Here is an 18,426-nt window from a genome sequence, read left to right on the forward strand (position 1 = left end):
CGGTAAAATACCGCTCCTGTTTTTTCAGTGGTGAAGTGAATGTCTGAAGCGAAACGCAAAGCCCTCAAGAAAATTGCTAAGTGTCTGGAACTGAGCAATTCCTCCAACATCAATGAAGCAGCGCAAGCCATCAAAATGGCGCAGCGCTTGATGAAGAAATATGGGCTTGATCAAGACGACATCGACTTTATCAGTATGGGAAAAACCACGTCAGAAACCTTGCTGCCAACTTCCATCAGTGACGCGATCCTAAAAATTATCCGTGGCATCAATACGCGCTTTGGCGTGGAATGCGTGCTGACCAATTACAAAGGTTTAAAGAAAGCTGAGTTCATCGGAGATGCAGATCGTGCCATTTTTGCTGCTTTTGCATTCGATATCGTTTACCGAGAAATGAATGAGCACATTGGTCAGTTCAGAAACAGCTTCCAGGGTTCAGGCACGTCACAGGTTGAGCTTAACCGTCGTGTTCAATCTTTCACCATGGGGTGGCTTGAAGGTGCACTCGCAAAACTGCCCAATATTGCTCCTGACGATGATGCTGACAAAAAAATCAAAGACTATATCGATAAGCAGTTTGAAAACATCGATAGGGAAACTTTTAAGCAGCAGCTAAAAGAAGCGATGAAAAACATCACTGACGATTACGAGAAAGGCATGCGGAAAGGGAAACAGGTTTCCGTCAGTCGACCAGTTTCTGGAGCACAAGAAGTTAAGCGCCTAAGTTAGGCGCTTTTTTACAATTGAGACTCGACCCAAATAGAGTAATTGATAATATTGTAACTTACTGACTTCACAAAGACTCACCGAAAAATCACCTCTTTTTGAACACTGTTGTATTAAAAAAGCCTGAATTTGGCGTGTCGCTATTGTGTTGCAGAGTGTCAAGCCCTAGCCTAGCTTATTAAATCATCACGCAGTTGGTGGTTGAAAAGATTTGCAAAAGCAAACTCAAGGATGGTGACTCAGAGAGAGATACCATAGTCTACCTTCCAAACCCTCTCTAGAAGGAATGGAGAAAGCAAAATGAAAAAAGCAGTGACAAGCCTTGGACTCATTGTGGCCTTAAGTCCAGTGGCAAGTGTATTCGCCCAAGATGATTCTAATTTCTACCTTGGTGGTCGTTTCGGTGTTTCTACACTGACAGATGCTTGTGAAGCAGGCGATTGTGGTGGTAACGATGATGTTGCGGGCGGTCTGATTCTCGGTTATGACTTCGGAAATAACTTTTCAATTGAATCAACTTATGACTATTTGGGTCGCTTCGATACCGCATTCACTGGCGTAAACGCTGGCGCCGGTGATCTGACAGCATTGACTCTGGCTCCAAAGTTTAATGTTGGTGTAACTGATCTGACTGACATCTACGGTAAGCTTGGTCTTGCATGGTGGGACTGGAACAGCAATGTCGGCACTGGTGACGTTGATGATTACACAATCTTGGCAGCACTGGGTGTTGACCACCGTGCAAACGATCTGATTAACGTCCGCCTGGAATACCAATACCTTCCAGATATGGACAAAGATTACTTCGATGCAGACAACCACCTGATCACCGCAGGTGTTACATTCCACTTCGGCCGTCACTCTGAGCCAGAGCCGGTAGTTGTAGAAGAAGTGGTTGTGGTTGAAGAAGTAGTTGTGGTTGAAGAAGCCAAAAAGTATGTCTTCTCTGAAGCAGACGAAGTTGAACTATTTGCATTTGGTAAATCTTCACTTTCAGATGGCGCGGCGCAACACCTGGAACCAATGCTGAAACGCCTGCAAGACTTTGAAGAGTCGACTGCAATTATCATTGGTCACACCGACAGCGTCGGTTCTGAAGCATTCAACCAAAAACTGTCTGAAGAGCGTGCACAAACAGTGGCAAACTACTTCATCGACAATGGTATCGCTGCTGAACGTTTGTCAGTAACGGGGGAAGGTGAACTTAACCCTATCGCGTCTAACGATACTGAAGACGGCCGCGCGAAAAACCGTCGCGTTGAAATCGAATCTCCTGAGTTCGTTTACGAAGAGATGTAAATCCACTCTTCAAAGACTATAAAGCCACGCACTTGCGTGGCTTTCTCCTTACTTCTCGATGTAATTTGGAAAATCCGCCAGCATCAAATCGATCTTGCTCCTGTCCTCATCAGCGACACCAGCCACACGCTGGTAGACTGGCGAATGTCGATCGTCAATTCGCGGAAAATTCCAGCCATGTGTTGAACTAATAAAGCTCTCCGCAAAATCAGCCGAGTATCGTAAGCATCCAGCGAGCACAGTGTCGACATAACTTTGAGCTATCGGATGATTGCTGCATGGTGCGATCACATCATGAGTGACATATACAAATACAGGTCCATCAAAAACAAAGTCTTTTTCCAACACCTGAATTCGCTGAGAATCCAGAGGAACGCGCTGATAGCCAGCTTCCCGGATATCAAACACCTCCAGTGCATCATCATCTATTCTGACCAATACACCGTTACATTGTCCTTCGCCTTCCTTAACAACCAAATGAGACATTACCGGTGACCCCGTATGCCCCCAATGTCTCTGCAGACCACTCACAACCGCAGGAACGGCGATGCCCGTCTCTCCAGTGAGTTGACGAGAAGCTGCATTGATTAAACTTCCATATCCGAATATATACATAACTTTGTTAACAATTCTCCTAACGCGTTAATTAGATTAACCCAAACAACACGTGCTACTGTCAACGATGTAAACTGAGAATCAGTTGTTGTTCAGAAGAACCAACGTTCTCTGCATAGCACCTCTCAATCTTTCCTAAAATTCTTTACGCTCAGAGTACTTTTAAGACACTATTCTGCTCGACCGCAGTGCGAAGGATTTACCTGCTGTGCCTCCAAAGATACGATATGGATAAAAATAATGACCGCCTATAAAAGCTTAGAAAAGCAATTCAAGAAACTCTCCAATTACGAACACCTCGCCGCAATCTGTGGTTGGGACCAGGCTGCCATGATGCCTGATGGTGGCAATGATGCCCGCGCGCATGCGATGAGCGAACTCGCCGTGCTTTGCCATGAAACCCTTACAGCGCCTGAAATGGGTCAGTGGATAACAGAAGCAGAAGCCAACATCGCGTCCCTTTCAGCAGAAAAGCAAATCAGCTTGAAAGAGATGAAGCGCGTGTGGCAAAACGCCACTGTGCTGCCATCAGTTTTAGTGGAAGCGAAATCTATCGCAGGCTCAAAATGCGAACATGAATGGCGCACCCAACGTAAAGAAAATGATTGGGATAACTTTGCCGTCAATCTCAAAGAAGTGGTCAAACTGGCGCGTGCAGAAGCAGCGATTCGCGCAGAACAAACTGGCCTCAGTAGATACAATGCTATGCTTGATCTTTATGAACCAGGTATGACAACAGAGAAGCTGGACGTTATCTTTGGCGATCTCAAGTCCTGGTTACCAGAACTCACTCAGCAAATCATTGAGAAGCAGCCGACAGTCGCTGTTGAAGATCCCGCTGGACCTTTCCCTACTGAGCAGCAAGCAGAACTTGGCAAAAAGCTGATGGGGATTCTGGGTTTTGATTTCAACCACGGTCGATTAGATGTCTCTATGCACCCATTTTGCGGTGGCGTGCCGCAAGATGTCCGTATCACTACTCGATACAATGAAGACGACTTTACCCAAGCCATCATGGGTGTCGTTCATGAAACCGGCCACGCGCGTTACGAGCAAGGTTTGCCACCTTCATTACATGGTTTCCCGGCAGGTGAAGCACGCTCAATGGGCATCCACGAGAGCCAAAGTCTGTTCTTCGAAATGCAGCTAGCACGAAGCCCAGAGTTTGTTCAGCACATTGCCAACTTCGCAAAAGATACATTCGGCCGTGAGTCTGATAAAGCTTTTGAGATTGCCAATATCAACGCTCTATATAAACGTGTTCAACCGGGCTACATTAGGGTTGATGCAGATGAAGTCACCTACCCTGCGCACGTTATTCTTCGATACGAAATCGAACGCGATCTGATTGAAGGTGCTATTGAGGTTGATGACATTCCTGGCATCTGGAATCAAAAGATGCAGGAATATCTTGGTATCTCTACCGAAGGTAATTTCACCGATGGCTGTATGCAAGATATCCACTGGACAGACGGCTCATTTGGCTACTTCCCAAGCTACACGCTGGGTGCGATGTATGCAGCGCAGTTTATGGCAGCAATGCGCAAGACAGTTGATGTCGACACCTGCCTGAAACAGCTGGAGATCGCACCGATTAGCGAGTGGCTGAAAGAGAACGTTTGGTCGAAGGGATCAACGCTTTCAACAGATGAGTTAGTGACTCAAGCGACTGGTGAACCACTCAATGCTGAGCACTTTAAGCAGCATCTGATGGCACGTTACCTGGACAACTAGCATTAGCTTAATCGCAATGCGCACTCACCGTTTAGTTCAAAGGCAGGATCACCCTGCCTTTTTCTTTTCTCTTCTACACCTTTCTGAGCAATATCTGACCTCGTCCCAACAAGTAGTCCATTTTTTCCTCCAGGAGAATGGCCTTTCACAAACAACGCAGATTTTGGTTGGCAGGTGTGCTTTGTTACCCCGGTAACGCTTTGTCGCTTTCATCGCTGTTTGTATTGTGTTGGGCAATAGCCACGACTCACTTGGACAGGACGCAACTTTTGATGCTTGGTTTTTCTTGCAGACACGCGTTTACGCCAGCTTTTGAAACTGCCCGGCTTTAGTGAACGACGCATCAAGCCAATGAGTTGAGGTTCTCCCAAACCAAACTGATGATCGATAGCCTCAAATGGCGTTCGATCCTCCCACGCCATTTCAATGATTCTAGAAAGGTCTTCGTCGCTAAAGTCCATCAAATTTAGCTCCCACAATACAAAATTCGCGCTTTGAGCATCATGATTGCTGCTCACTTGCCTGTTTGAACTCGTTGAACACATCCTCTGCTTCAGCGGTCAGTTTTGAATACATTCTGATGTCACCCCTTCTCTGGGCTTGCATCGCTTGTTCCAGCAGCATCGAGTGTTTCTTCTTAAGTTTCTTTGCAGTTCTGTCTTTGAAAAATGAAAACACGGCTCACTCCTTTAGATGTGGACTCTACAGTACGGAAGCATAGAAAAAATGGATTAACACTCTTTTTTAGGTGGTGATTGATGAATATAAAATGGTTTAAAAAAATACCAAAAATCGAACTTCATCGTTTTTAAAAAAGCTATATCCCTCCACTAGAGACTATGCATTTCTCACCGTTATTTTATTTAACACAACCTTTAAACTTTAATGGCATTTCATACGTTAAAATTAGCTAGACAGCGCTGCCCAATATAACCTCACCAGTATTACAAATTAGAAAAACAATAACAAAATACATTTTTCAACCCATTGCACCCACAAATAGAAAAAAGATCCGATACTATTTACATAAACGTTACTAACAAGAAAAACTGGGGAGGTCTCCCTGGCATAAGTAGGGCAAGGAGGATAAAAAAATTGTGGCGAACAATGACATCATTTAAAACAATATTCGGCATAGATTTGAGGTCGCTGGCGCTATTCCGTATCGCTCTAGCAATATTAATTATGGTGGACCTCATCAGCAGGGCGCGCGATATTGAAGCCTTTTACACAGACGAAGGCGTTTTAACCCGCTCCGCGTCAATGGGATATGCTTCAGATTTTCGCTGGTCCATTTATTGGGCAAGTGGTAGTGAGTGGTTCGTCGTTTTGCTATTTATAGTCGCCTTTTTGGTGGCGTTTCTGTTACTCATTGGCTTTAGATCTCGGTTGATGGCTTTCATCAGCTGGATATTTTTGCTTTCCATTATGAATCGGAATGCTGTCCTAGGAGCGGGGGGCGACTCCCTACTTACCGTAATGTGTTTTTGGGCCATTTTACTGCCAATAGGAGCCAGATTCTCTATCGATTCAGCCCTAAATCGACGATATCAAACTGAACCGAACGCAGAACCCACAAGCCATAATTACTTCTCGATAGTGTCAGTAGGTGCATTACTGCAGGTCATGTACCTTTATTTCTTCACTGCGATTTTGAAAACGGGTGATGAATGGCGTGTGAGTATGGATGCAGCTTACTATGCTGTTCATCTCGATCAGATGGCAACTGTCTTCGGTGTTTGGATGAGAGATTTTCCAGCGCTACTGACACTTGGTACTTACTTCGTATGGTACTTAGAAATTGTGGCCCTATTCCTAGTATTCTCGCCGATTTTCCATGTTCCCCTTCGTCTTTTCACTTTGGCGTTACTGGTCGCAATGCACACGACTTTCTTTCTCGCACTACATATCGTACTGTTCCCTTTTATCGACTTCATGTCGCTCAGCTTATTGATTCCTGGGGTATGCTGGTCTTGGGTCGCGAGAATTAATGATCGCGCTAAACGGAGAGACGTAACCATCTTCTATGATGAGGACTGCGGTTTTTGCAAAAAAACATGTCTGATCCTGAGAAGTTTCTTACTGCCAGAGAGCGTCAAAATACTGCCGGCCCAGAAAAATCCAGACATTTATCCGATTATGGAACGTGAAAACAGCTGGGTGTTGCGTGACCATAAAGGCGGCCTGCATACCCATTGGAATGCCGTACAATACCTCTTTCGGATCTCTATACTTTTCCGTCCAATCGGAACTGTCATGGGTTTGAAGCCCGTCCTTAAAGCGGGCAACAGACTCTATGGCTGGATAGCAAACAACCGGGCGACAATGGGTCAAATAACGGAACGCTTCCTTCCATACAGAGAGGTCAAAGAGCAGGCTAACTGGGTTGAAAATGGCCTTGGCCTGGGTACGCTTTATATCGTCACCTATTACAATATCGCAGGCATCCATCAATGGAATATCAAGTACCCTAAGCATGTTTCAGCCATTGCTGAAACACTCCGCCTTGATCAACGCTGGGATATGTTTGCTCCCTACCCTTTTAAGTTTTCACAGATGCCAGTCATTGAAGGAAAAACGCGCGGTGGTGAGATTGTAGATGTGTACCGTATGACTTTTGATGAACCGATACGCACATACCCGAAACTCTTATCTGCGGATTTCAAAAATTATCGGTGGCGGAAATACTTAGGAAGAATCTCCTCAACCAAAAACACCAAGGTTCTATCAGGATATGGTAACTACCTATGTCGACAATGGAATAAAGGCCCTCATGTCCCCAAAGACAAACAGCTCGCCATTTTTACCATAGAATTCGAGCGTCTGAAAAACATGCCAAACTACCAAAAACGTGTTCCATCAACGATTTCAGTATGGACTCACTGGTGTTTTAAAGAGTTTGCTGTTAAATGAGCAATAAAAATTATGATAGAGGGAGCTACATAACACGGCTCCCTCTTTTTCAATGGTATAAACATATGCTTTTCCAAAACAATCCACGGTGATGTTCAACCACCGTTCAGAAAAGCATAAGCCTCTGTTTAATCGACATAAAAATAGTCCATACCAACCATGAGAGCATGGCTGTCGTACTTGTCTGTTTTATTGTCGCCAATATCGTCGATAAACTGGTAGCCCACGCTAAGGTTTATGTTAGGTTCAAGCTTGTACTGAAGACCAACTTCAGTGAGAAATGAAAACCCATTAGCGTTGAGGTCGGGTCGACCAACCTGCTTTTTTTCCATGTCCCAGTAAGCCACTCCCATCTGACCATAAACAGTAAAGTCGTTTTCTAGATCCCACCCATAGCGCAAAGCCGCTTTTGCAATATTTGTATTCACTTTTACGCCAGTTGCTTTAGCATCCAACTCCCCATGAAATTGATACCCTAGCTGCACGCTCCACTGAGGCCTAAACTGAATCCCCCCACTCATTTCAAAAATACCACTCTTTGGGTCACTACTATTATATGCACCATCATCAGCCACTTGATAACCACCATTAATACCAAAAAAATAGTTAGGGTATTGTAATGTGAGCTTGCTCATTTCTTCTGCCAAAGACCCATGGGATAGCAAATATAAACTTAGGGCAGAAAATACCTTAATAGAACTCTTTGTTTTAATGTTCATTATTTATCTCCTTAAAGAGATTTCAAACCAAGAATGAAATACATTAATTTAGCGCTATAAATATGAAAGGAGCCCTCATACCTCATCAATCAAGCATGGACGAATTGAAAGATAAAGTAGAGGGCTCGCTTGTTCTATAATTTGACCAATTTAATTTCTAATAGAGATAGACTTCTCCAGATCTAAATCCTGTACTAGAAGAGCCTTCATCAGGAGCGCCAACAATGACATTGTTATTATCTGACACATCAACAGAGTAACCGAAGTGTTCACCCGCAACAGACCTTGGTGCTTTCAAGTAAGCGCCTTGCGACCATTCAATACCATCAAAATTGAAGAGGTACGCTGCGCCCGACTCGCGTGCAGACACATTTGGCGTACTATTAATACCTGCGCTACTGGAATTCTCTAGCCATGCACCAACAATGAGCGATGTTCCATTCGGTGACATTGAAACACTATTACCAAACCACATGGTGCTGTGAATAGTCGATGCTTTAACGTAAGCCTGTTGAGACCAAGAGTCACCGTTGCGTTGGAACACATAGGCTGCGCCTGAATCGGTGAGTGAGTTGTTTGGTGTACTGTTAATCCCTGTTGTGCTGGAATCTTCGTACATAGCACCAACAGCCAACGTGTTTCCATCAGCAGAAAGGCTCACTGAAGTACCAAATTGATCACCGCCACCGGTATTGGAAGCCTTCACATAAGCCTGTTGCGCCCAACTTCCATCACTGTTTTCAAATACATAGGCTGCACCAGAGTTTGTCGAGGCATTGTTTGGCGTAGTATTGATACCGGTTGTACTGGAACTTTCTCCAACCGCACCGACCGCAAGGGTATTGCCATCTCCGGACATCGTAACCGATTCCCCGAATTTATCTAAGCTTCCTGGGTTAGAGGCTTTGATATATAGCTCCTGAGCCCAGGCACTACCGTTAAAACTGAACAGATATGCGGCGCCAGCCCAGCGACCTAAGGAGTTGTTTGAGATACTGTTGATTCCGGTAGTGCTTGAGTCTTCTCCCGGCGCGCCGATGAGAACCTTATTGCCATCCGATGACACCGCAACACTTCGGCCAAATCTATCATCAAAACCAGCATTGTCGGCTTTCAAGTAACGCTGAAATACCCATGCATCATTCTCGAAACGGTACACATAGGCGGCTCCCGAACTACCCAAATCGTTGTTATAACAGCAAGAGGAAGCAGTCGTATTACTTCCGTCTTCCTGTGGAGCGCCGACGACCAATGTATTGCCGTCTTCAGATAATGCCACTGCCCAGCCATAAAAATCATTTGCGTCGATATTGGGCGATGTAAGCAGTTCCTCTTGTTGCCATAAGCCATCTGTAAAGCGGAAGATATAAGCAGCACCTCGTGCGGTATTTTTATAAGGCGCGCCTGCAGCAAACACTGTACCATCGCGTGACATTGATACCGAGTAGCCAAACTCTGCAGATTGACTTGGATCTGAAGCTTTAATGCTGGCGATCAAATCATTTGCATCGGTTGAAGACAAAGAGAGCAAGTTAGACGACGCAGACCCTACGCTGTTTGTTGAGATAATAAAGAACTCTGAAGATAGCGCGGAAAGAGCCCCCGTCATACCAACCGTTAGCTCCAGCGCCCCATCCGTTGTACCTAATGGTTCGCAGTCGTTATCAAAGTCTTCATTTTGACGGCAAACAGTGTATCCCGTGGCCAGCTCAGACTTTTCCCATGCAAGCGAAACAGGGAAAGTAAGCGTCTCGGACGAACCTGATTCCACAGTCAGAAGGTTAAAAGACTCAGGGGGTTGTGGGTTGAGGTATTGGTCAATAGCTGCCTGAGACCCACCGATAGTAATAACAATATCTGTCGTCGTTACACCATCAGACGCCGTCACTTCAATGACATCCTGTACAACAGTCTCTTCAGTGAAATCAGCCACCGCTGTATCATTCACCGTATATGTCCAAGTACCGTTGACAATCACCAAAGAACCGAAGTTGCCCTCATAAGGCCCTGTGCCATCGAACGTTACCGTGGAGTTGTCTGAGTCAACGTCTGTCACGCCAATATTGCCTGAGGCATCAAAGGAGGTCATCGTAGCGCCCAGCTCGGTATAAGTGAGTGTCGGGGTTTCTGACGAACCAGATAATGCACTTGCGGAAGTACCTTTAACAAATGAACCCGACACTGGCACTATAAATGCCGCGTATTCATTATTTTCACTCCAACGATAAGGTGTTCTTCCGTTACCGTCCAAGTCTACAGAAACTTTTGCAACAGTCACAACTCGACCAGAGAAGCTGTACTTCCCTGTGCTCCAGACCATATAGGAATAGGTTTTGCCATCAATGATAACTCGCTGAGTATCATCACCCTCATATGTGTAAGAGTCTTGGGAAGATACGAAGCCACCTCGGTCGACCGTTGAATCATTATCGATAAACTGCAGGGTTGTTCCATCGGTGAGGATATTAATGCCATTAAAGCCACTACCGATAATCGAATAGTCATCACCTCGCCTCCATCCTCTCACCTCATAGAGGTCGCCCTCAAAGCCTTGATCGAGGAACAAGTTTATCTGAGCTGATGTATCTCCTGTCGCTACCGGCGCGTCATCAGAACCAACAATCGTGATAACAATCCGTTGGGATTTTCCGTCCGTCGCTTTAACAGTGAATGTATCTTCTACCTTCTGGCCTTCAGCCAGAGCCTGAACCAGAGTGCTGTTATTGTTCAGGGTATATGTCCATCGATCCTCATTAAGGTTATACCAAGCACCGTCTTCGAGTAAGAATGTGCCATAAGTACCATCCACACTCTCGTATACCAACGAAGGAGAATCTGTAGAGTCAGGATCTGACACTGAGATCTTCCCTGTCACGGTCGATGATTCGCCGGGATCACGCTCAGTGACTTGACCTGAAAAATCTCCTGATATGACCGAGTTGCTTGCCAGGAATGCATCAATCGCATCTTGAGACCCACCGATAGTAATAACAATATCTGTCGTCGTTACACCATCAGACGCCGTCACTTCAATGACATCCTGCACAACAGTGTCTTCAGTGAAATCAGCCACCGCTGTATCATTCACGGTATATGTCCAAGTACCGTTGACAATCACCAAAGAACCGAAGTTACCCTCATAAGGCCCTGTGCCATCGAACGTTACCGAGGAGTTGTCTGAGTCAACGTCTGTCACGCCAATACTGCCTGAGGCATCAAAGGAGGTCATCGTAGCGCCCAGCTCGGTATAAGTGAGTGTCGGGGTTTCTGACGAACCAGATAATGCACTTGCGGAAGTACCTTTAACAAATGAACCCGACACTGGCACTATAAATGCCGCGTATTCATTATTTTCACTCCAACGATAAGGTGTTCTTCCGTTACCGTCCAAGTCGACAGAAACTTTTGCAACAGTCACAACTCGACCAGAGAAGCTGTACTTCCCTGTGCTCCAGACCATATAGGAATAGGTTTTGCCATCAATGATAACTCGCTGAGTATCATCACCCTCATATGTGTAAGAGTCTGGAGAATATTCGAAGCCACCGCGGTTGACCGTTGAATCATTATCGATAAACTGCAGGGTTGTTCCATCGGTGAGGATATTAATGCCATTAAAGCCACTACCAATAATCGAATAGTCATCACCTCTCCTCCATCCTCTCACCTCATAGAGATCACCCTCAAACCCTGAGTCTCTCCACAAGTTTATGGTGCCGTTATCATCTCCAGAGATAACGGGCTCATCGTCGGTACCTGTAATCTCTATCACAACAGTTAATTTGCTGTTATCGCTCGCGATGATATCTATCTCGTCCTTGACGATTTCATCTTTGTAGAGTGCCTGGACCTTCGATTGGTCTAGTGTGTATGTCCATACACCATCGACAAGTGCCAATGAGCCATAGGTACCTGACCTATCTTGGTTAGCGAATAGTTGAGAATCCTCTTCATTCAACTCTCCACTGGTTTTCACTTGATCACCAGGATCTCCCTCGTTTACTGAGCCAGTCAGGACACTTGGTGTTGTGCCACCACCGTCTGTGGTGCCGCCGTCTGTCGTACCTGTCGTTGAACCGTCGGTCGTACCTGTAGTGCTGCCATCCGTACCGCCGGTAGTCGAACCGTCCGTCGTACCTGTGGTTGAGCCGTCAGTACCGCCCGTAGTCGAGCCATCGGTGCCACCCGTGGTCGAACCGTCTGTCGAACCTGTGGTGGTGCCGTCGGTGCCGCCAGTCGTTGAACCGTCTGTCGTACCTGTGGTCGAGCCATCAGTACCGCCAGTTGTTGAACCGTCTGTCGTACCTGTGGTGCTGCCGTCAGTGCCGCCCGTGGTCGAACCATCGGTGGTACCTGTGGTGCTGCCGTCGGTGCCGCCGGTGGTTGAACCATCGGTGGTGCCCGTGGTGGTGCCATCCGTACCGCCGGTGGTTGAACCGTCTGTCGTACCTGTTGTTGAACCGTCGGTCGTACCTGTAGTGGTGCCATCAGTACCGCCAGTTGTTGAACCGTCCGTCGTACCTGTGGTTGAGCCGTCGGTGCCGCCCGTGGTTGAACCGTCCGTCGTACCCGTCGTTGAGCCGTCAGTGCCGCCCGTGGTCGAGCCATCGGTGGTACCTGTGGTGGTGCCATCCGTACCGCCGGTGGTTGAACCGTCTGTCGTACCCGTCGTTGAACCGTCAGTGGTACCTGTGGTGCTGCCATCAGTACCGCCGGTGGTCGAACCGTCAGTGGTACCTGTGGTCGAGCCATCAGTACCGCCAGTTGTTGAACCGTCCGTCGTACCTGTGGTTGAGCCGTCGGTACCGCCCGTAGTCGAGCCGTCTGTGCCGCCGGTGGTTGAACCGTCGGTCGTACCTGTAGTCGAGCCGTCAGTGCCGCCCGTGGTCGAACCGTCTGTCGTACCTGTGGTGCTGCCGTCAGTGCCGCCCGTGGTCGAGCCGTCGGTCGTACCTGTAGTGGTGCCATCCGTACCGCCGGTGGTCGAACCGTCCGTCGTACCTGTAGTGGTGCCGTCAGTACCGCCCGTAGTCGAACCATCGGTGGTACCTGTGGTGCTGCCGTCAGTGGTACCTGTCGTTGAGCCGTCTGTGCCGCCGGTGGTCGAACCGTCCGTCGTACCTGTCGTCGAGCCGTCGGTACCGCCCGTAGTCGAACCGTCCGTCGTACCCGTCGTTGAGCCGTCAGTGCCGCCGGTGGTTGAACCGTCAGTGGTACCTGTAGTCGAGCCGTCGGTACCGCCCGTAGTTGAACCGTCGGTGGTACCAGTAGTCGAGCCGTCGGTACCACCAGTTGTTGAACCATCGGTGGTGCCCGTGGTGGTGCCATCCGTACCGCCGGTGGTAGAACCGTCGGTCGTACCCGTGGTGGTGCCATCCGTACCGCCGGTGGTCGAACCGTCCGTGGTACCTGTAGTCGAGCCGTCGGTACCACCAGTTGTTGAGCCGTCTGTGCCGCCGGTTGTTGAACCGTCAGTGCCGCCCGTAGTCGAACCGTCTGTAGTACCTGAGGTGGTGCCGTCAGTACCGCCGGTGGTCGAACCGTCCGTGGTACCTGTAGTCGAGCCGTCGGTGCCGCCCGTAGTCGAACCGTCCGTCGTACCTGTAGTGGTGCCGTCAGTACCGCCCGTAGTCGAACCATCGGTGGTACCTGTGGTGCTGCCATCAGTACCGCCAGTCGTTGAACCGTCTGTCGTACCAGTGGTTGAGCCGTCAGTACCGCCCGTAGTCGAGCCATCGGTGGTACCTGTGGTGCTGCCATCAGTACCGCCGGTGGTCGAACCGTCTGTCGTGCCCGTGGTAGTGCCGTCAGTACCGCCGGTGGTCGAACCGTCCGTGGTACCCGTAGTCGAGCCGTCCGTCGTACCTGTAGTGGTGCCGTCAGTGCCGCCCGTAGTCGAACCATCGGTGGTACCTGTGGTGCTGCCGTCAGTGGTACCTGTCGTTGAGCCGTCAGTGCCGCCGGTGGTTGAACCGTCGGTCGTACCCGTCGTTGAACCGTCGGTACTGCCCGTAGTCGAACCGTCGGTCGTACCCGTGGTGGCGCCATCCGTGCCACCGGTGGTCGAACCGTCTGTCGTACCTGTGGTGCTGCCGTCAGTAGTACCTGTAGTTGAGCCGTCGGTACCGCCCGTAGTTGATCCGTCGGTAGTACCCGTAGTCGAGCCATCGGTGGTACCTGTGGTGCTGCCATCAGTGCCGCCAGTGGTCGAACCGTCCGTCGTACCTGTCGTCGAGCCGTCAGTACCGCCTGTAGTCGATCCGTCGGTGCCGCCCGTAGTCGAACCGTCCGTCGTACCAGTAGTCGAGCCGTCGGTACCACCAGTTGTTGAACCATCGGTGGTGCCCGTGGTTGAACCGTCTGTAGTACCTGTTGTTGAACCGTCAGTGGTACCTGTGGTCGATCCGTCGGTGCCGCCGGTAGTCGAGCCATCGGTGGTACCTGTGGTGGTGCCGTCAGTACCGCCGGTGGTCGAACCGTCCGTCGTACCTGTAGTCGAGCCATCGGTGGTACCTGTGGTTGAACCATCGGTGGTGCCCGTAGTGCTGCCATCCGTACCGCCGGTAGTCGAACCGTCCGTCGTACCTGTGGTTGAGCCGTCGGTGCCGCCGGTGGTTGAGCCGTCGGTGCCGCCGGTGGTTGAACCGTCAGTGGTACCTGTAGTCGAGCCGTCGGTGCCGCCGGTGGTTGAACCATCAGTGGTGCCCGTAGTTGAACCGTCCGTCGTACCCGTCGTTGAGCCGTCAGTGCCGCCCGTAGTCGAACCGTCTGTAGTACCCGTGGTGGTTCCGTCAGTACCGCCCGTGGTCGAACCATCGGTGGTACCTGTGGTGCTGCCGTCAGTACCGCCCGTAGTCGAACCGTCCGTGGTACCTGTGGTGCTGCCGTCCGTCGTACCTGTCGTTGACCCGTCGGTACCGCCCGTAGTCGAGCCGTCGGTGCCACCGGTTGTTGAACCGTCAGTGCCGCCCGTAGTCGAACCGTCTGTAGTACCTGTGGTGGTGCCGTCAGTACCGCCGGTGGTCGAACCATCGGTGGTACCTGTGGTGCTGCCGTCGGTGCCGCCGGTGGTTGAACCATCGGTGGTGCCCGTGGTGCTGCCGTCAGTACCGCCGGTGGTCGAACCGTCCGTGGTACCTGTCGTTGAACCGTCAGTACCGCCGGTGGTTGAACCGTCGGTCGTACCCGTGGTAGTGCCGTCAGTACCGCCGGTGGTCGAACCATCGGTGGTACCCGTCGTAGAGCCGTCAGTACCGCCCGTAGTCGAACCGTCCGTCGTACCCGTTGTTGAGCCGTCAGTGCCGCCCGTAGTCGAACCGTCTGTAGTACCCGTGGTGGTTCCGTCAGTACCGCCAGTCGTTGAACCATCGGTGGTACCTGTGGTTGAGCCGTCAGTACCGCCCGTAGTTGAACCGTCGGTCGTACCCGTCGTTGAGCCGTCTGTGCCGCCGGTGGTTGAACCGTCGGTCGTACCTGTAGTGCTGCCGTCAGTACCGCCGGTGGTCGAACCGTCCGTCGTACCTGTGGTGCTGCCATCAGTACCGCCGGTAGTCGAACCGTCCGTCGTACCTGTAGTCGATCCGTCGGTCGTACCCGTCGTTGAACCGTCAGTACCGCCGGTGGTTGAACCGTCCGTCGTACCAGTGGTCGAGCCGTCAGTACCGCCAGTTGTTGAACCGTCTGTCGTGCCTGTCGTTGAGCCGTCTGTACCGCCCGTAGTCGAACCGTCCGTCGTACCTGTGGTGCTGCCATCAGTACCGCCAGTCGTTGAACCGTCAGTGGTACCTGTCGTTGAGCCGTCAGTGCCGCCCGTAGTCGAACCGTCCGTCGTACCTGTCGTTGAGCCGTCCGTACCGCCGGTGGTTGAACCATCGGTGGTGCCCGTGGTGGTGCCATCCGTACCGCCCGTGGTTGAACCATCGGTGGTGCCCGTGGTGGTGCCATCCGTACCGCCCGTAGTCGAACCATCGGTGGTACCTGTAGTACTGCCGTCAGTGCCGCCCGTAGTCGAACCGTCCGTCGTACCTGTCGTTGAGCCGTCAGTACCGCCCGTGGTCGAACCGTCGGTCGTACCCGTGGTGCTGCCATCCGTACCGCCGGTGGTTGAACCATCGGTGGTGCCCGTGGTAGTGCCGTCAGTACCGCCGGTGGTCGAACCGTCCGTGGTACCTGTAGTGCTGCCGTCAGTACCGCCCGTAGTCGAACCGTCGGTCGTACCCGTCGTTGAGCCGTCAGTGCCGCCCGTAGTAGTACCGTCCGTCGTACCCGTCGTTGAGCCGTCAGTACCGCCGGTGGTTGAACCGTCGGTCGTACCTGTAGTGCTGCCGTCAGTACCGCCGGTGGTCGAACCGTCAGTGGTACCTGTGGTGCTGCCATCCGTACCGCCGGTAGTCGAACCGTCTGTCGTACCCGTCGTTGAGCCGTCAGTGCCGCCGGTGGTCGAACCGTCGGTGGTACCCGTCGTTGAGCCGTCAGTACCGCCCGTGGTTGAACCATCGGTGGTGCCCGTGGTGGTGCCATCCGTACCGCCCGTGGTCGAACCGTCGGTGGTACCCGTCGTTGAGCCGTCAGTGCCGCCGGTGGTCGAACCGTCTGTCGTACCTGTCGTTGACCCGTCGGTACCGCCCGTAGTCGAACCATCGGTCGTACCTGTGGTGCTACCGTCAGTACCGCCGGTAGTCGAACCGTCAGTCGTACCTGTGGTGCTACCGTCAGTACCACCGGTGGTCGAACCATCAGTGGTACCTGTGGTTGAGCCGTCAGTACCGCCCGTAGTCGAGCCATCAGTGGTACCCGTGGTGGTGCCATCCGTACCGCCGGTGGTCGAACCGTCAGTGGTACCTGTTGTTGAGCCGTCGGTACCGCCCGTGGTTGAACCGTCGGTGGTACCTGTGGTTGAGCCGTCAGTACCGCCCGTAGTCGAGCCATCAGTGGTACCCGTGGTGGTGCCATCCGTACCGCCGGTGGTCGAACCGTCAGTGGTACCTGTGGTTGAGCCGTCGGTACCGCCCGTGGTTGAACCGTCGGTGGTACCTGTCGTTGAGCCGTCGGTACCGCCCGTAGTTGAACCGTCGGTGGTACCTGTCGTTGAGCCGTCAGTACCGCCCGTAGTCGAGCCATCGGTAGTACCTGTGGTGCTGCCATCAGTACCGCCAGTGGTCGATCCGTCGGTCGTACCTGTGGTGCTACCGTCAGTACCGCCAGTTGTTGAACCGTCTGTCGTACCTGTGGTGCTGCCGTCAGTGCCGCCCGTAGTCGAACCGTCCGTCGTACCTGTAGTCGAGCCGTCGGTGCTGCCGTCGGTCGTACCCGTGGTGGTGCCATCCGTGCCGCCGGTGGTTGAACCGTCGGTCGTACCTGTAGTGCTGCCGTCAGTACCGCCCGTAGTCGAGCCATCGGTAGTACCTGTGGTGCTGCCATCCGTACCGCCGGTGGTCGAACCGTCGGTCGTACCTGTAGTGCTGCCGTCAGTACCGCCGGTGGTCGAACCGTCCGTGGTACCTGTAGTGCTGCCGTCAGTACCGCCTGTAGTCGAACCATCGGTGGTACCTGTAGTCGATCCGTCGGTGCCACCGGTTGTTGAACCGTCTGTAGTACCCGTCGTTGAGCCGTCAGTACCGCCCGTAGTCGAACCATCGGTGGTACCTGTGGTGCTGCCGTCAGTACCGCCCGTAGTTGAACCGTCGGTCGTACCCGTGGTGGTGCCATCCGTACCACCGGTAGTCGAACCGTCCGTCGTACCCGTCGTTGAGCCGTCGGTACCGCCCGTGGTCGAACCGTCAGTGGTACCTGTGGTGCTGCCATCAGTTCCGCCCGTAGTCGAACCATCCGTGGTACCTGTGGTTGAGCCGTCAGTGCCGCCCGTAGTCGAACCGTCGGTCGTACCTGTGGTGCTGCCGTCAGTACCGCCCGTGGTCGAGCCATCCGTCGTACCTGTGGTAGTGCCGTCAGTGGTACCTGTGGTGCTGCCATCAGTACCGCCAGTGGTCGGACCGTCAGTGGTACCTGTCGTTGAGCCGTCGGTACCGCCGGTGGTTGAACCATCGGTGGTGCCCGTGGTGCTGCCATCCGTACCGCCGGTAGTCGAACCGTCCGTGATACCTGTGGTTGAGCCGTCTGTAGTAACGCCAGGGCCGCCATTCGGTGGGTTTACGCCATCGGTTGAACCATCATCCCCTGAGCCATCTGTTTTTCCATCTGTCGAGCCGCTATCGGTTATGCCGCTGTCTGTCGAACCACCATCAGTTGAGCCAGTCTCTGTGCCGGGATCAGTAATTTCGCTATCAGGGGTGTTTGCGCCAAAGGCGTTATCGCCTGAGTCACAGCCAACTACCAGCAGAACCGAGATTAATATTGCTAATTTGGTTCTGAGCTTGAATCCACGCATGTCATTTGCTCCCAGCAAATTATTGTAAGCACC

At 51.4% G+C, this 18,426-nt stretch carries 10 protein-coding genes; 4 read left to right on the top strand and 6 right to left on the bottom strand.

The window, feature by feature from the left end; all coding sequences use genetic code 11:
* The first annotated feature begins 39 nt into the window (after positions 1-39).
* Positions 40-729, top strand: a complete 690-nt coding sequence (locus K6Q96_RS09290) for a DUF2786 domain-containing protein (RefSeq protein ID WP_251875196.1) — start codon at positions 40-42, stop codon at positions 727-729.
* A gap of 297 nt (positions 730-1,026) precedes the next feature.
* Entirely contained in the window at positions 1,027-2,025 is a 999-nt protein-coding gene (locus K6Q96_RS09295) for an OmpA family protein (RefSeq protein WP_251875198.1), read from the top strand.
* Between the two features lie 48 nt (positions 2,026-2,073).
* Here K6Q96_RS09295 and K6Q96_RS09300 read toward each other — a convergent pair whose 3' ends face one another.
* Positions 2,074-2,640, bottom strand: a complete 567-nt coding sequence (locus tag K6Q96_RS09300; protein WP_251875200.1) for a gamma-glutamylcyclotransferase family protein — start codon at positions 2,638-2,640, stop codon at positions 2,074-2,076.
* Between the two features lie 240 nt (positions 2,641-2,880).
* On the opposite strand from K6Q96_RS09300, the gene K6Q96_RS09305 reads away from it, so the two are divergent.
* Complete coding sequence (locus K6Q96_RS09305) at positions 2,881-4,374, top strand: carboxypeptidase M32 (protein WP_251875202.1); 1,494 nt, start codon at positions 2,881-2,883, stop codon at positions 4,372-4,374.
* A 48-nt stretch (positions 4,375-4,422) separates the two neighbouring features.
* Here the strand turns inward: K6Q96_RS09305 and K6Q96_RS09310 are convergent, their stop codons facing one another.
* From K6Q96_RS09310 to K6Q96_RS09320, 3 genes are read right to left on the bottom strand one after another with little or no spacing between them, the layout of a single operon-like run.
* Positions 4,423-4,587 carry a DUF2256 domain-containing protein gene (locus K6Q96_RS09310; RefSeq protein WP_083939975.1) on the bottom strand — a complete coding sequence of 55 codons (165 nt, stop codon included), beginning with the start codon at positions 4,585-4,587 and terminating at the stop codon, positions 4,423-4,425.
* Positions 4,584-4,835, bottom strand: coding sequence for a TIGR03643 family protein (locus tag K6Q96_RS09315; RefSeq protein WP_251875204.1), 252 nt, complete (start codon positions 4,833-4,835; stop codon positions 4,584-4,586). The genes K6Q96_RS09310 and K6Q96_RS09315 overlap by 4 nt, the downstream gene beginning before the upstream one ends.
* 40 nt (positions 4,836-4,875) lie before the next feature.
* Positions 4,876-5,052 (bottom strand): DUF6435 family protein, encoded by a 177-nt coding sequence (locus K6Q96_RS09320; RefSeq protein ID WP_156168248.1) that lies wholly within the window; start codon positions 5,050-5,052, stop codon positions 4,876-4,878.
* A 429-nt stretch (positions 5,053-5,481) separates the two neighbouring features.
* Here K6Q96_RS09320 and K6Q96_RS09325 point away from each other — a divergent pair, with 429 nt between their 5' ends.
* Positions 5,482-7,287, top strand: a complete 1,806-nt coding sequence (locus K6Q96_RS09325) for a DCC1-like thiol-disulfide oxidoreductase family protein (protein ID WP_251875206.1) — start codon at positions 5,482-5,484, stop codon at positions 7,285-7,287.
* A gap of 128 nt (positions 7,288-7,415) precedes the next feature.
* Here the strand turns inward: K6Q96_RS09325 and K6Q96_RS09330 are convergent, their stop codons facing one another.
* Together K6Q96_RS09330 and K6Q96_RS09335 are read right to left on the bottom strand one after the other, a co-directional pair.
* Positions 7,416-8,006, bottom strand: coding sequence for an outer membrane beta-barrel protein (locus K6Q96_RS09330; protein ID WP_251875208.1), 591 nt, complete (start codon positions 8,004-8,006; stop codon positions 7,416-7,418).
* Between the two features lie 157 nt (positions 8,007-8,163).
* Entirely contained in the window at positions 8,164-18,393 is a 10,230-nt protein-coding gene (locus tag K6Q96_RS09335) for a hypothetical protein (protein WP_251875210.1), read from the bottom strand.
* Positions 18,394-18,426: the final 33 nt, after the last annotated feature.

The organism is Grimontia kaedaensis (assembly GCF_023746615.1).
Classification (GTDB): Bacteria; Pseudomonadota; Gammaproteobacteria; order Enterobacterales; family Vibrionaceae; genus Enterovibrio; species Enterovibrio kaedaensis.

Bases quoted from the DNA above. Each gene is read 5' to 3' on its own strand.
- K6Q96_RS09290 (WP_251875196.1), top strand. From the start codon at position 40: ATGTCTGAAGCGAAACGCAAAGCCCTCAAGAAAATTGCTAAGTGTCTG.
- K6Q96_RS09295 (WP_251875198.1), top strand. From the start codon at position 1,027: ATGAAAAAAGCAGTGACAAGCCTTGGACTCATTGTGGCCTTAAGTCCA.
- K6Q96_RS09300 (WP_251875200.1), bottom strand. From the start codon at position 2,640: ATGTATATATTCGGATATGGAAGTTTAATCAATGCAGCTTCTCGTCAA.
- K6Q96_RS09305 (WP_251875202.1), top strand. From the start codon at position 2,881: ATGACCGCCTATAAAAGCTTAGAAAAGCAATTCAAGAAACTCTCCAAT.
- K6Q96_RS09310 (WP_083939975.1), bottom strand. From the start codon at position 4,587: ATGAAAGCGACAAAGCGTTACCGGGGTAACAAAGCACACCTGCCAACC.
- K6Q96_RS09315 (WP_251875204.1), bottom strand. From the start codon at position 4,835: ATGGACTTTAGCGACGAAGACCTTTCTAGAATCATTGAAATGGCGTGG.
- K6Q96_RS09325 (WP_251875206.1), top strand. From the start codon at position 5,482: ATGACATCATTTAAAACAATATTCGGCATAGATTTGAGGTCGCTGGCG.
- K6Q96_RS09330 (WP_251875208.1), bottom strand. From the start codon at position 8,006: ATGAACATTAAAACAAAGAGTTCTATTAAGGTATTTTCTGCCCTAAGT.
- K6Q96_RS09335 (WP_251875210.1), bottom strand. From the start codon at position 18,393: ATGCGTGGATTCAAGCTCAGAACCAAATTAGCAATATTAATCTCGGTT.